12 protein-coding genes and 2 riboswitches are annotated in these 13,742 nt (G+C 70.8%); all 12 genes read right to left on the bottom strand.

The features are described 5' to 3' along the window. Positions 1-49 precede the first annotated feature (49 nt). On the bottom strand, positions 50-1,312 hold the full coding sequence (locus AC0Z36_RS01870) for a cobalt-precorrin-5B (C(1))-methyltransferase (RefSeq protein WP_485460831.1): 1,263 nt from the start codon (positions 1,310-1,312) through the stop codon (positions 50-52). Then, positions 1,309-2,118 (bottom strand): precorrin-4 C(11)-methyltransferase, encoded by an 810-nt coding sequence (gene cobM, locus AC0Z36_RS01875; protein ID WP_485460832.1) that lies wholly within the window; start codon positions 2,116-2,118, stop codon positions 1,309-1,311. Before cobM ends, AC0Z36_RS01870 begins: the two co-directional genes overlap by 4 nt. Continuing rightward, positions 2,115-2,882, bottom strand: coding sequence for a precorrin-2 C(20)-methyltransferase (gene cobI / locus AC0Z36_RS01880; protein WP_485460833.1), 768 nt, complete (start codon positions 2,880-2,882; stop codon positions 2,115-2,117). Before cobI ends, cobM begins: the two co-directional genes overlap by 4 nt. Positions 2,883-3,065: 183 nt before the next feature. After that, positions 3,066-3,237, bottom strand: a riboswitch (cobalamin riboswitch). A gap of 159 nt (positions 3,238-3,396) precedes the next feature. Then, a complete protein-coding gene (locus AC0Z36_RS01885) occupies positions 3,397-4,056 on the bottom strand; it encodes a DUF4234 domain-containing protein (protein ID WP_485460834.1) in 660 nt (219 codons plus the stop codon). A 179-nt stretch (positions 4,057-4,235) separates the two neighbouring features. After that, entirely contained in the window at positions 4,236-5,717 is a 1,482-nt protein-coding gene (locus AC0Z36_RS01890; protein WP_485460835.1) for a cobyrinic acid a,c-diamide synthase CobB, read from the bottom strand. Positions 5,718-5,793: 76 nt separating this feature from the next. Next, on the bottom strand, positions 5,794-6,408 hold the full coding sequence (cobO, locus tag AC0Z36_RS01895; protein ID WP_485460836.1) for a cob(I)yrinic acid a,c-diamide adenosyltransferase: 615 nt from the start codon (positions 6,406-6,408) through the stop codon (positions 5,794-5,796). Then, on the bottom strand, positions 6,408-8,444 hold the full coding sequence (locus AC0Z36_RS01900) for a putative cobaltochelatase (RefSeq protein ID WP_485460837.1): 2,037 nt from the start codon (positions 8,442-8,444) through the stop codon (positions 6,408-6,410). The genes cobO and AC0Z36_RS01900 overlap by 1 nt, the downstream gene beginning before the upstream one ends. A gap of 126 nt (positions 8,445-8,570) precedes the next feature. After that, positions 8,571-8,667: riboswitch (cobalamin riboswitch) on the bottom strand. A 36-nt stretch (positions 8,668-8,703) separates the two neighbouring features. After that, positions 8,704-9,144 (bottom strand): GNAT family N-acetyltransferase, encoded by a 441-nt coding sequence (locus tag AC0Z36_RS01905; RefSeq protein WP_485460838.1) that lies wholly within the window; start codon positions 9,142-9,144, stop codon positions 8,704-8,706. A gap of 91 nt (positions 9,145-9,235) precedes the next feature. Further along, positions 9,236-10,153: a MetQ/NlpA family ABC transporter substrate-binding protein gene (locus AC0Z36_RS01910; protein ID WP_485460839.1), complete on the bottom strand. Its 918-nt coding sequence runs from the start codon at positions 10,151-10,153 to the stop codon at positions 9,236-9,238. Positions 10,154-10,307: 154 nt separating this feature from the next. Further along, positions 10,308-10,964: a methionine ABC transporter permease gene (locus AC0Z36_RS01915; protein WP_485460840.1), complete on the bottom strand. Its 657-nt coding sequence runs from the start codon at positions 10,962-10,964 to the stop codon at positions 10,308-10,310. Between the two features lie 8 nt (positions 10,965-10,972). Then, positions 10,973-12,043 carry a methionine ABC transporter ATP-binding protein gene (locus AC0Z36_RS01920; RefSeq protein ID WP_485460841.1) on the bottom strand — a complete coding sequence of 357 codons (1,071 nt, stop codon included), beginning with the start codon at positions 12,041-12,043 and terminating at the stop codon, positions 10,973-10,975. Positions 12,044-12,621: 578 nt separating this feature from the next. Beyond that, entirely contained in the window at positions 12,622-13,098 is a 477-nt protein-coding gene (locus AC0Z36_RS01925) for a GNAT family N-acetyltransferase (protein WP_485460842.1), read from the bottom strand. Positions 13,099-13,742: the final 644 nt, after the last annotated feature.

Genomic DNA, 13,742 nt, shown 5'->3' on the forward strand with positions numbered 1-13,742 from the left:
CCTTCGACTGGGGGTTCATCGCGGGCGGTCACGCCCTGAGGCGTAATCATCACGACGTGGGACCTCCGGCGCCAGGTTCCCCGATGATCTCCTCGTCCAGCCAGCCCGAATGGGCGACCACGGTCCGGCCTGTGAAGTCCACCATCGCGACGTCGGCGGTGAGTTCGTGACCGGAGAACCGCGCGAGCACGTCGGCCACCCGGCGGCACAGTTCGTCCCCGCCGGTCCGCAGCATGCCTTCGCGTTCCCAGATCTCGTAGCCGTGCCGTCCGGTGTTGGCGATGTCCAGTTCCCGGGCGACCGCTTCGCTTCCGCCGATGCTCCGGGTGATCGCCCCGAGCACCCCGAGGTCGACCTTGGAGCGGGTGTAATGGGTCATCAGCACGCCGGCGCCCAGCTTGGTGAGCTTGCCGATCATGCCGACGAACACCACCCGGCGCAGGCCGTCGGCCACCGCCTGGGTGAGCGCCGCGCCGGTGAAGTCGCCGACCTCGACGAAGCACACTTTGGGCAGGTGCGGCAGCAGGTCCACCGCGCCCTTCTCCGTGCGGCCGCCGGTGCACAGCACGAGGGTGTCCTCGCCCTGGGCACCCATGACCTGCACGGCCTGGACGACGGAGGAGCGCCAGGAGGCGGTGGAGAAGGGCCGGACGATGCCGGTGGTGCCGAGCACGGAGATCCCGGCGATGATGCCGAGCTTGGCGTTGGTGGTCTTGCGGGCCCGGACCTCCCCGTCGGGCACGGAGATGACAACACGCACCCCGGTGGTGCCGAAGTCGACGACCTCGCCCACCGCCTGGGTGATCATCTGACGCGGCACCGGGTTGATCGCCGGACCTCCGACCTCAAGGCCGAGGCCCGGCTTGGTGACCACGCCGACGCCGACGCCGCCGTCGAGTTCGATGCCGGGTTCGTCCCGCCAGGTGGCGGTGGCGGTGAGCTCCGCGCCGTGGGTGACGTCCGGATCGTCCCCGGCGTCCTTGACCACAACGGCCTGGGTGCGTCCGGGGCGCAGTGCCTCGCAGCGTTCGACGGCGAAGGTGATTCGCCGTCCGGACGGCAGGGCGATCTCCACCCACGGCGGCGGGGTGCCGGTGGCCAGCATCTGGGTGGCGGCCTTCGCCGCGGCCGACGCGCAGGACCCGGTGGTCCAGCCGGTGCGCAGCGCCTTCTGCCGCACCTTCATCGTGCGCGGCAGGTCGGGCTCGGTGAGTTCGGGATTGCGCCGGTCGACGCCGGGGACGTCCGGTCCGGGACTGCCGGCTCCGGAGGCGTCCGGAGCGGGGCCGTCCTCGCCGGGGCCGCCGGTCATGACGGCTCGACGGGGGCCCCCGCGCCGCCGGTGCGCAGGATCCGCCGGGCGCCGCGCTCGGCCTTGCGGAAGGTGTGGAAGTGACCGGGGTGGTAGAGGTGCGAACGGGTGCCGTGGGAGCCCAGCGCGTCGCCGACGAGGAACAGCGTCTGCTTCCACAGGCGGTGCTCCTTGACTGTGGCCTCCAGGGTGCCGACTGTGCAGTGCACGACGAGTTCGTCCGGCCAGGTGGCCCGGTGGGCGATGACCACGGGGGTCTCCGCCGCGTAGCCGCCGTCGGTCAGTTCCTCCGCGAGCTGGCCGGAGCGGGCCGCCGACAGGAACACGGCCATCGTCGTGCCGTGCTTCGCGAACTCGCGGACCGACTCCTTCGGCGGCATCGGTGTCTTCCCGCCGCCCAGGCGGGTGAGGATGACCGACTGCGCGACCTCGGGGATCGTCAGTTCGCGTCCGACGATGGCGGCGACGGCGCTGAACGCGGACACCCCGGGGATGATCTCGACGTCGAGGCCGAGCGACCGGCACCGGTCCAGCTGTTCCTGCACCGCGCCCCACAGGGAGGGGTCACCGGAGTGCACCCTGGCGATGTTCAGCCCGTCGCGGACCGCCCGTTCGTACAGCGGCAGGACGCCCTCCATCGGGAGTGCGGCCGAGTCGATGATCTCCGCCCCCGGGCGGGCGTGTTCGAGGATCTCCTCCTGGACCAGCGAGGAGGCCCACACGACGATGTCGGCGGCGGCGATGGCCCGCGCGGCACGGAAGGTCAGCAGGTCGGCGGCGCCGGGTCCGGCTCCGACAAAGGTCACTCGCCCTGGCACAGTTTGCCTCCGCGTCGGTCCCGCCTGGCGGGGACGATCAGTGTCGAAAGGTACGGCGCGCTGCCGTCCACCTGTCCGGCGGCCCGGACGTCTTCGTCCGCCAGGCCGAGCCTGGCGCCGAACACCGCGTCGTCGAGCCGGTCTTCGGCCTTGACGATCTCCAGCATCTCGGGCATCCACCGGCCGCCCTTGTACGCGACGACGGTGTCGAAGACCTCAAGGGCCTGCCGGAAGCCGTCGAGCCCGGCCGGCATCGGGAAGAGCGCGAGGGTTTCGTTGCCCTCGCACAGCACGGTGCCGGAGCGGGCTGCGAGGTCCTGCATGGCGGTGATGCCCGGGACGGTCCCGACCACGACGCCGGCGACCAGTTCTCGCACGGTCTGGGCCAGGTATCCGAAGGTGGAGTACACATTGGGGTCGCCGATGGTGGCGAAAGCCACGGTCCGCGCACCGCCGGCGAAGGCGTCCACGACGGTGCGGGCTGCCGCGTCCCACGCCCGGGTGCGGCGGTCGGTGACGCCGCCGCGGTCGTTGAGGGCGAAGACGACCCGGGTGATGCGGTCGGCGTCGACGTACTCGCGGACCGTCGCTTCGGCGCGACCCGACAGTGCCGACTCCCCTGGGCCCGTCTCCATGACCGGCACCAGGACCACGTCGGCTTCCCGCAGGACGCGCACGCCCTTGACCGTCACCAGTTCGGGGTCGCCGGGGCCGACGCCGACACCGATGAGGGTGGGCGGGGTGCCGCTCACCGGGGGGTCAGCGCGTGCGGCGGTAGGGCAGGGCAGAGCACGGTCATCAGAGCCTCCAGAGGGTCCACGCCCACGGGTGAAATGGAAATACGGCGCGGCGACGCCGTGGGGGTGCGTCCCTCCACCGGAGTGGACAGCCGTACCCCTGACGCGGTCCGCGACAGGCGAACGGTGCGACGGCAGGAGTGTCCTGGCTTCCGGGTCACGGACCGTCACGGATGACGGACCAGCGCTCGCCCCCGGCCTTCCAGCCGCTTCCGCAGCCGTGGCCTGCATTCCGCCCCGGGGGTCCACTTTCCGGTCACAGTGGCGGGACCGCTCCGGATTCCCAGGGTTCCCCTGGACCGGATTCCTCCACCGCTGTCGCGAGCGCCATCCGACCACACGGCTTCCGGCCACGTCAAAGGGGGTGCCCCGGTTGTCCGGTGGGTGACATCACAGGACGGCTCCAGCGGAACAGCCCGGCCCGCGACAAGTGCGGGCCGGGCGGTGGGGAGTAGGAGGCGGGTCCGCGTTACTGGGCGTACCGGTTCGCGCCGTGCGCGAGCCACAGCTGGTTCAGCTGCGACTGGTAGTAGCAGATGCCCGTACCGAAGGCCATCATGTGGAGCACCACACCGACGGCGCCCGAGCAGGTGCCCTGCTGCCAGCCGAACTGCTGGGCGATCTTGATCCGGCCGCCTGTCCGGGCCCAGAGGACGCACATCGCGGCGATCCCCCCGATGTAGCCGGCGACGATCAGGAGCCCGCCGACGGCCTGCAGCACCGGCGTACCGTCCCCGACGCCGATCAGGACGGCACCCGGGACGATGCCCCCGAGCATGCAGCCCACCGGCACCAGGATCGAGGCCCACACCGCGCCCGCCGGGTTGACCTGGACGTACGGTGCGGCGAAGTCACGGACTTCGCGGTTGACCTTGTAGGTCCACACGAGGAGGTAGACGCCGAAGGTGATCATCGAAAGACCCCACACCGCGAACACACCCCGGACCATGCCCAGTGGCCGTCCAGCGAACTGCGGGACCGCCCCCGGCTCCATGCCGGGGTACCCGCCGGGCTGCGGGTACGACTGCGTCCCCGCTTGCGGATAGGGCTGGCCGTACGGCCCGCCCTGCTGCGGGTACGACTGCTGCCCGTTGGCCTCAAGGGGGCCGGGGTAGGACGGCTGACTCATCGTCACTTCTTCCGGAGCGGAGCGACCCGGTCCGTGCCGCACCCTCCGTCGGCCGATCACCGAAGTCAGGGCATGCCGACGACCGATGGCGCGGGTGAAGGGATGGGGGTCCGGACGCGAACACCGTTCGGACAGGCACAGACTAGCGATTCAGCCTTTCCGTACCACTGTCGGGTCGGTCACACGTGCCCGGCCGACCGCCCCGGCCGACCGCCCCGGCCGACCGCCCGGACCGCCCATCCGGCCGACGCCGCCTGGACGAACCGCCCTGCCATAGCCGGGTTCCCGGCCCAGTGCAGATGCAGGTACGAGGCGTGCACCCCGCCCCGGACGAATCCTTCGGCCGCCCGGCCGTCCCAGGTCCACGCCACACCGCCGTTCTCCGGACCGCCGCTCTCCGCACCGCCCTGCCCCGCACCGCTCTGCCCCGGCACGGCCCCCGCGCCGGGTTCCAGGACCGTGCGGTGGAACTCGTGGCCGGACACCGCGGTCCCGGCAGCGGCCAGGACGGAGTCGACCGCCGCCACCGCCCGCCGGTAACCCAGCGTCAGGCGTCCGGTCATGCGGCCGTCCGCCGGGAGGACCCCGCACATCGGCAGCCCGTCCAGTGACCGCGCCAGGTAGAGGAGTCCCGCGCACTCGGCACTGACCACCCCGCCCCGGGCTGCGAACTCGGCCACACTCGACCGCATCGCCGCGTTCGCGGACAGTTCCGGGGCGTACACCTCGGGGAACCCGCCGCCGATGATCAGCCCTGCCGTACCCGCCGGCAAGGCCTCGTCCCGCAGCGGGTCGACCGTGACCACGTCGGCCCCGGCCGCCGTCAGGAGTTCGGCGGTCTCCGCGTACGAGAAGGTGAACGCGGGTCCGCCCGCGACCGCGACCCTGGGCCGGCCCGCGACAGGGGAGCCGGTCTCCCGTACGGGATCCCACGCCTCCACTGACAATGCGTCAGCCGTACGCGCGATGCGGACCACCGTGTCCAAGTCCACCGATGCGGCGACGAGTTCACCCAGCGCGTCGACCGTGCGCACCGCGTCGGCGTGCCGCTCAGCCACCGGGACCAGGCCCAGGTGCCGGGACGGTTTGGCGATGGCGTCGTGCCGTCGGAGCACGCCCAGGACCGGGATCCGCAGCGGCTCCAGTGCCTGACGGAGCATCAGCTCGTGCCGGTCGGAGCCGACCCGGTTGAGGATGACCCCGGCGAGGCGCACGTCCGGCTCGAAGGTCGCGAAGCCGTGCACCAGCGCGGCCACCGACCGGCTCTGCGACCGCGCGTCCACGACCAGCACGACGGGCGCGCCGAGGAGCCGCGCCACATGCGCGGTGGAGGCGAACCCGTCGTCCCGTCCCGCGGCCCCGTCGTAGAGGCCCATGACCCCTTCGACCACGGCGATGTCGGCGCCGTCCGCGCCGTGGGCGAACAGCGGCGCGATCCGCCGCTCCCCCACCAGGAACGGATCGAGGTTGCGACCAGGCCGGCCCGAAGCGAGCGCGTGGTAGCCCGGGTCGATGTAGTCGGGCCCGACTTTGTGCGGCGAGACACGCATCCCGCGTCGCACCAGCGCCGCCATCAGCCCCGTCGCGACAGTTGTCTTCCCGTGCCCCGAAGCCGGTGCCGCGATGACGAGGCGCGGCACCGTACAGCGCGCGTCGATCACGCCCGGAATTCTGTGGACCGTGCTGCGGACCGTGCTGCGGACCGCGCGGTGCACCCGACGCTCGAAGAGCTGGAGGTCACCATTCGATCCCCCGCTGCCCCTTCTGCCCGGCGTCCATCGGGTGCTTGACCTTCGTCATCTCGGTGACCAGGTCGGCGTACTCCACCAGGCGCGGGTCGGCGTCCCGCCCGGTGATCACCACGTGCTGGGCGCCGGGGCGCCCGCGCAGGGTCTCCACCACGTCGTCGACATCCACCCAGCCCCACTTCATGGGGTAGGTGAACTCGTCCAGGACGTACATCCGGTACTTCTCCGCGGCGAGGTCCCGCTTGATCTGCTCCCAGCCCTCGCGGGCGTCGGCGGCGTGGTCCTCCTGTGTGCCCTCACGCTGGATCCAGGACCAGCCCTCACCCATCTTGTGCCAGGTGACGGGGCCGCCCTCGCCGGTGGTCCCGTGCAGCCGGCCGAGGGTGCGCAGCACTTCCTCCTCGCCGACCTTCCACTTCGCGGACTTCACGAACTGGAAAACCCCCACCGGCCAGCCCTGGTTCCAGGCGCGCAGCGCGATTCCGAAGGCGGCGGTGGACTTGCCCTTGCCGGTGCCGGTGTGGACGACCACGAGCGGCCGGTTGCGGCGCTGACGCGTCGTCAGTCCGTCGTCGGGGATTGTTGACGGCTGTCCCTGCGGCATCAGGCTGCCCTCCGGATTCCTCGTACGACATCGGCAAGGTGGTCTGCGGCCAGTTCGTCCAGGCGCAGTGAGTCGGCCTGGAGCCGGGCGGCCAGTTCCCCGGCGAGTCCGAGCCGGACCGGCCCGTTCTCGCAGTCCACGACGATCGCCGCGGTGCCGGTCAGCAGCCCGGCCGACTGCCAGGCGGCGCCGAGCGGGTCGGCCCCGCCGGTGGCCCGGCCGTCGGTGACCACGACCAGGAGCGGTCGGCGCCGGGGGTCGCGCAGTTTTTCGACGCGCAGTGTTTCGTACGCCTGCAACAGTCCTGCCGCCAGCGGTGTGCGTCCGCCTGTGGGCAGTTTCCCCAGGCGCGCGGCGCCCACCTCGACCGATGAGGTCGGCGGCAGGACGACCTGGGCGTCGGCTCCGCGGAAGGAGATCATGCCGACCTTGTCCCGGCGCTGGTAGGCGTCGAGGAGCAGGGACAGCACCGCGCCTTTGACCGCGCTCATGCGCTGCCGGGCCGCCATCGAGCCTGAGGCGTCGACCAGGAACAGCACGAGGTTGCCTTCGCGGCCCTCGCGTACGGCGTCGCGGAGGTCTTCGCGGCGCAGCACCAGGCCGGGTCCGGTGCGGCCCCGGGCAATCTGGTGCGGGGCGGCGGCCTGGACGGTCGCGGCGAGGTGGAGGTGTGCCACCCGGCCGCCTCCGGCGGAACGGGCGCGGGTGGTGCGGCCGTTGGCCGTTTCGGCGCGGGAGCGGCGCCCGGCCGCGCCGTCGCCGACGCCGGGGACGGCGAACAGTCTGGTCCGGTACGGGTCGGTGGCCGGCGCGGACGGCTGCCCGGCCGATCCGGACCGTTCCTGCGGGGGGTCGGCCGGCGCCCCGCCACCGTCCGGGCCGCTCTGGGGGCCACCGTCGGAGGGACCGCCGTCAGAAGGACCGCTGTCGGAGGGACCGCCGTCAGAAGGACCACTGTCGGAGGGACCGTCGTCCCGGCCCCCGCCCCGCGGGCCCTCCGGCGGAGTGTCGTCCGGTCGTTCCGGGTCCGCCAGCGCCTCGTCCAGCTTCGACTGTTCCAGTCCGGGAGCGTCGAAGGGGTTCCGGCGCCGCCGGTGCGGCAGCGCGAGCGCGGCGGCCCGCCGTACGTCCTCTTCGGTGACTTCGGCGCGGCCGTGCCAGGCGGCCAGCGCGATGGCCGTACGGGCGGTCACGATGTCGCCGCGCATCCCGTCGACTTCGAAGGCCGCGCAGACCCGGGCGATGCGCTCCAGCTCATGGTCCGTCAGGACCACGTCGGGCAGGAGTTGTTGCGCTTTGACGATCTGTACGGCGAGCTCGTCGTCGGAGGCGGCCCACCGGGCGGCGAAGGAGACCCCGTCGGCCTCGTAGGCCAGCCGGCGCCGGACGACCTCGGCCCGCTGCGCGGGTTCGCGGCTCGCGGCCACCTCCACGGTCAGCCCGAACCGGTCGAGGAGCTGCGGACGCAGCTCGCCCTCCTCCGGGTTCATGGTGCCGACAAGGAGGAACCTGGCCGCGTGCCGGACGGACACGCTGTCCCGCTCGACGTGGGCGACGCCCATCGCGGCGGCGTCCAGGAGGAGGTCGACCAGGTGGTCGTGCAGGAGGTTGACCTCGTCGACGTACAGCAGTCCGCGGTGCGCGGCGGCGAGCAGACCGGGTTCGTACGCCTTGATGCCCTGGGTGAGGGCGCGTTCGAGGTCGAGTGAACCGATGAGCCGGTCCTCACCCGCGCCGACGGGCAGTTCGACCAGCCGCGCGCGTCGGCGCGTACTGCCCGGAGCCTCATGGGGACCGTCGGGGCACTGGCCGTCGACCGCGCCCGGATCGCACGAGAACCGGCAGTCGGTGACCGTGTCGATGTCGGGGAGGAGCGCGGCGAGCGCCCGTACCATCGTTGATTTCGCCGTGCCCTTCTCGCCGCGCACGAGGACCCCGCCGACGGCGGGTGAAACCGCGTTGAGCACGAGTGCGAGGCGCAGGTCGTCGAGGCCGACGATCGCGGAGAAGGGGTACGGGGGTGCGGCGGCGCTCACGGGCGCCCGCCGCTGACTGGCCTGCTGACGGCAGATGGGTACGACGGCATATCGGCCGGTGCCTCCCTCGGGTGTCCACGCCCTGGTAGGTGGGTCGGGACCCGCAGCGGGCCCCGGACGGCCGGAAGTCTCCTGGCTCCCACGGGTGGAACCCGTGGCTACAGTGGCGGGACCGCTCCGGGGTTCCGGGCTCCGCATCGGAGCGCCGGGCACCGGGATTCCTCCCCTGCCGTCGGCGGACAGCTTCCCATACGCGCTGTCAGGCGCGGCGCATGGGGACGTGCAGGATGTCGTCCTCCAGGAAGTCGGGTCCGGAGCGTACGTAGCCGAAGGTGGCGTACCAGCCTTCGAGCCTGGCCTGGGCGTCGAGCTTCGACGGCCGGTCGCCGATGTCGCGGACCGCGCGGCGCATCAACTCGGCGGCGAGACCCCGGCCCCGGGCGTTCACCGCGGTGACGACACGGCCGACGACGGCTGTGCCGTCGGGCTGTTCCAGCGTCCGGACCGACGCTTGGACCTCCCCTGCGCCGCCCTCGGTCCAGTAGTGCCGGGTCCCGGGTTCGAGGTCGCGCCCGTCGAGCTCCTGGTAGGGGCAGTTCTGCTCGACGACGAAGACGTCGGTCCGCAGGCGCAGGAGCCGGTACAGCGTCACCGCGTCGATGTCGGAGATCGTGGCGGTACGGATCGATATGTCGGTCACAAGATCAATGTACTGCGACGACACGCGACAACGCCGTACGGCCGGCTCCCCCGCGGAAGGGGAACCGGCTGTACGGGCGTGTGGTGACTGATCAGAACGCCGCGATGACCGCGCCCTGGTACTTGTCGGTGATGAACTGCTTGACCTCGGCCGACTGCAGGAGCCTGGCCAGCTGCTGCACCTTGGCGCCGGTCTCCTTGCCGCGCTTGACGACGAGGAGGTTCGCGTACGGATTACCCGCTGCGGCCTCCAGCACGAGGGCGTCCTTCGCCGGGTTGAGCTTCGCGGTCAGCGCGTAGTTGCCGTTGATGACCGCGGCGTTCACGTCGTCCAGCGAGCGCGGCAGCTGCGCGGCCTCGAGCGGCTTGAACTTCAGGTCGCGCGGGTTGCCCGTCACGTCCTTCTCGGTGGCCGACGTCCCGGCCCCGTCCTTGAGCTTGATCAGGCACGAGTCGGCGAGCAGCCGCAGCGCCCGGCCGCCGTTGGTGGCGTCGTTCGGGATGGCCACCGTGGCGCCCTTGCCGAGGCCGTCGAGCTGCTTGGCCTTCTTGGAGTAGAGACCGAGCGGCTCAAGGTGGACCGGAACGACCGGTACGAGGTCGGTCTTCTTCTCCTTGTTGAAGTCGTCGAGGTACGGCTGGTGCTGGAAGAAGTTCGCGTCTACCTGGCCGTCCTGCGTGGCGGTGTTCGGCAGGACGTAGTCGCTGAACTCCTTGACGTCCAGGTCGAGGTCGACCTTCTTCGCCAGGTTGTCCTTGACGAACTTCAGGATCTCGGCGTGCGGCACGGAGCTCGCGGCGATCGTGAGCTTGCCGGTGCCGCCGGGCAGCGGTGCCGTCGGCGCGGGGGTGGCCTTACCGGTGGTGGCGGCCGCGGCGGCCGCCTTCGGAGTGCAGCCCCCGACCAGTGCTGTCGAGGTCCCGGACGCTGTGTCCGAGGACCCGCCGCAGGCGGCGAGGGTGGCGGCGAGGGTACCGACGGTGGCGAGGGAGAGCAGCTTATTACGCACGAAGAGTGCCTTTCTGGAGCTGATGGGCGAGGTATGCCGACAGGCAGATACCGATTTGTCGACTTATTGAATTGTTGAATTGTTGAATTGTTGACCTACTGCGTTGCCGGATTCTGCACGGCGGTTGAGAAATCTTGGGTGCGACCGGGCAGGCCTACTTGTGGCTGAGCCGCCTCGACGCGAAGTCGCCGATCGTCTGGACGGCCTGCACCAGCACGACCAGTACGACCACGGTCGCGACCATAACGCCGGTCTCGAAGCGCTGGTAGCCGTAGCGGACGGCCAGGTCGCCGAGCCCGCCGCCGCCGACCACCCCGGCCATCGCCGAGTAGCCGACGAGCGCGATGACGGTGACGGTGAGCCCGGACACGAGGCCGGGCAGCGCCTCGCGCACGAGCACTTTCCGGACGATCGCGGCGGTCGTCGCCCCCATCGACTGGGCGGCTTCGACCAGGCCACGGTCGACCTCCCGGATCGCGGTCTCCACGAGCCGGGCGAAGAACGGGATCGCGCCGATGGTCAGCGGAACGATGGCTGCGTCCTTGCCGATGGACGTGCCGGCCAGCGCCCGGGTGAACGGGATGACCGCGACCATCAGCACGATGAACGGCAGCGACCGGCCGAGGTTGACGACCGCGCCGAGCACCACGCTGACCGGACGCGCCTGGAGCAGGCCGCCCTTGTCGGTGAGGACCAGGAGGACACCGAGAGGCAGGCCGATGAGCACGGTGTAGAGGCTCGCCAGGCCAACCATGTAGAGGGTGTCGAGCGTCGCGGTGATGAGTTCCGGCTGGAGTTCGGACCAGGTCATGGCGGTTCTCAGTTCTTCTCAGCGACGGCGGCGACCGCGGCTGCGGCAGCGATGGCGGATTCGGGGGCGTCGACCGTCGACAGGGGCGCGTCGGTCGAGTTCAGGACTTCGACCTGCAGCCCCTGTTCGCGCAGGAAGCCGATCGGCACGACGTTCTCCTCGAAGGAGCCGTCGAGGCTGATCCGCATCCGCCCGGTCTGCGCGCCGCCGAGGGTCTCGACGCTGGCGCCGAGGATGTTGACGTCGACGTTGTACTTGCGCGACAGCGTTGACACGATCGGCTGCCCGGCCTCGTCGCCGCGGAAGGTGATCTCCACGACGGTCTGGCCGCCGACCCGGGCCACCTCGCCGAGCGGGAACATCTCCCGGGCGAGCTTGGAGTCCGGCTGGGCCAGGAGTTCGGCGACGGTGCCGGACTCGGTGATGCGGCCCCTCTCCATGAGCGCGGCCGAGTCGCAGATGCTCTTGACCACGTCCATCTCGTGGGTGATGAGCATGACGGTCAGGCCGAGCCGCTTGTTGAGGTCGCGCAGCAGTTCAAGGATCGAGCGGGTGGTCTCCGGGTCGAGCGCCGACGTGGCCTCGTCGGACAGCAGGACCTTGGGGTCCCCGGCCAGCGCGCGGGCGATGCCCACCCGCTGCTTCTGGCCGCCGGAGAGCTGGGCGGGGTAGGCGTCGGCGTGTTCGCTGAGGCCGACCAGGTCGAGGAGCTCCGCGACCTTCGCCGCCCGCTCCTTCTTGCCCAGTCCGGTGATCTCCAGCGGCACCGCGACGTTCGCGGCGACCGTACGGCTGCTCAGCAGGTTGAAGTGCTGGAAGATCATGCCGATGCCGCGGCGGGCGGCACGCAGTTCGGCCTTCGACAGTGCGGTGAGCTCCTGGCCCGCCACTTCGACAGTGCCGGAGGTGGGGCGCTCCAGGAGGTTGACGCAGCGGATGAGGGTGGACTTGCCGGCGCCGCTGCGGCCGAGGACGCCGAAGATCTCGCCTTCGCGGATGTGCAGGTCGACGTCGTCGAGGGCGGTCACCTCACGACCGGGGGTGCGGTAGACCTTGGACAGGGCGGATATGCGGATCACGAGGGGGGTTCCTAAAGAAATTTAAAGAAAACGGGCGCGGCCGCCGGTTCCCACAGGAGCCGGGGCCGACTACAGCGGATTCCACGCACAGGGGCGGAGGGGTCCGGAGTGGCACCGAGTGTGCTGGTCACAGCTGCAAGGCCGGGCGTACGGGGTCTGGAGTCAGACGGGTACGGCTTCCGGGCCGACGTGCGACAGGGTCAGCAGCCGCGCATTCGACAACAGAGCATGCGCGTGGTGCGCATTCGGCAGCGCGTCGGGGCGGAAGCCTCGGAGCTGCGGTGCTGTGTCGTCGTGAACATGTCAAGCATTAAAGCAGACCATCACGGCACGGTCCAAAAAGATGCTTGGGTGATTGGTCCGGACTTACGGCGTTCCTCCCCGGATTCGCGCCGCTCACGGCGACCCCCGGCCGATCCGGACACAGAGCCGAAACAACTCCGGCACAGCACAGAGCCCCGCCGACCACCCGGAAGCGGTCTGCGGGGCTCTGTGCAATCAGGTGTGTCCGGGCGCGTCCGGGCGCGTCCAGCCGAGTCCGGGTGTGTCCAGAGGCGTCCGGGTGTGACAGGTGCGGATCAGGCGGTCGCCATGGCCGCCGGCTTCACCAGGTGGATCAGGTCGGGCCCGGTGGTCCCCGGCTCGGACCGGTCGGTGACGTAGCCCAGGCGCCTGTACAGGCGCAGGTTGTCCTCGCTGCGGTGCCCGGTGAACAGTTCGTAGCGCTCCGCCGACAGTTCCTGCTCGATGGCCCCCATCAGCCGGGTGCCAAGGAGGTGCCCGCGAAACCGGGGGTGGACGATCAGCTTGCCGATCTTCGCTGTGCCGCCCGCGACCTCGCCCCGGACCGAGCCGACGACCTCGTCGCCGAGCTTGGCGATCAGCACCGTGTGCGTCCCGAACTGTCCCCGGAGGCTCTCCAGAGTCTGGGTGAGGGGTTCGATCGTGTAGTCGTTGTAGAGCGCCGCTTCGACCTGGTAGCACAAGTACTGGAGTTTGAGGATCTGCTCGGCGTCGGATACCTCCGCCGCCTGGATGCTGACGTTTCGGCCCATGTCCGGGTACTCCCCTGATACCGAAGAGCCCGTCACGGGCCGCGTGAGGGTCCGTCGCCCCGCGTCCGAGCTCTTGTCCGCCCTGATTGCACCGCGGCCGCAGGTTTCGGCAACGGGACGGGGACAGACCGGAACGGCAGGTTTTCCCTGCCGAGGAGACCTCGCGGACGGACGCTGCTGCTGAGGGTGCGCGTGTGCAGCGCCTGTTCCGCGGGGCGGTCCGGCCCCGCGTTCGCCACTGTTCCACAAGACTTTCCCCGTGGTCGTACCCGGGTTCATCCGACTGTGGAACCTCGGTCCGGGACATTTTCCGGTACGTCCCGGGTTGTCCAAGATCGAGCGTCAGCGCCTTATCGGGACGAACTAGGCGAAAACCAGCCAGACGGGACCGTCGCCCCCACGGCCGTCCCGTCTGACATGTGGCGTTTTTCTCACTGACCCACAAACCGGCACACAAGCCGACATGCGGACAGCCACGCAACCGCGCGCCGTTGAGCGGTTGCGGGGTCCTGGTCCCCGGTGGCCGCTGGTGTCCTGAGTCTCAGGACACTAGTGCAGCGCGTCGGAAGTCCTTTGCCGGTCGCACCGGCTGCCTTGATCACTCTTGGTAGTCGGCGAGGTGGATGAGGGCGGCCGTCTCGAAG

It is taken from the genome of Kitasatospora sp. UYEF31 (assembly GCF_057291755.1).

Bases quoted from the DNA above. Each gene is read 5' to 3' on its own strand.
- cobO (WP_485460836.1), bottom strand. From the start codon at position 6,408: ATGCCGCAGGGACAGCCGTCAACAATCCCCGACGACGGACTGACGACG.
- AC0Z36_RS01915 (WP_485460840.1), bottom strand. From the start codon at position 10,964: ATGACCTGGTCCGAACTCCAGCCGGAACTCATCACCGCGACGCTCGAC.
- AC0Z36_RS01925 (WP_485460842.1), bottom strand. From the start codon at position 13,098: ATGGGCCGAAACGTCAGCATCCAGGCGGCGGAGGTATCCGACGCCGAG.
- AC0Z36_RS01870 (WP_485460831.1), bottom strand. From the start codon at position 1,312: ATGACCGGCGGCCCCGGCGAGGACGGCCCCGCTCCGGACGCCTCCGGA.
- AC0Z36_RS01885 (WP_485460834.1), bottom strand. From the start codon at position 4,056: ATGAGTCAGCCGTCCTACCCCGGCCCCCTTGAGGCCAACGGGCAGCAG.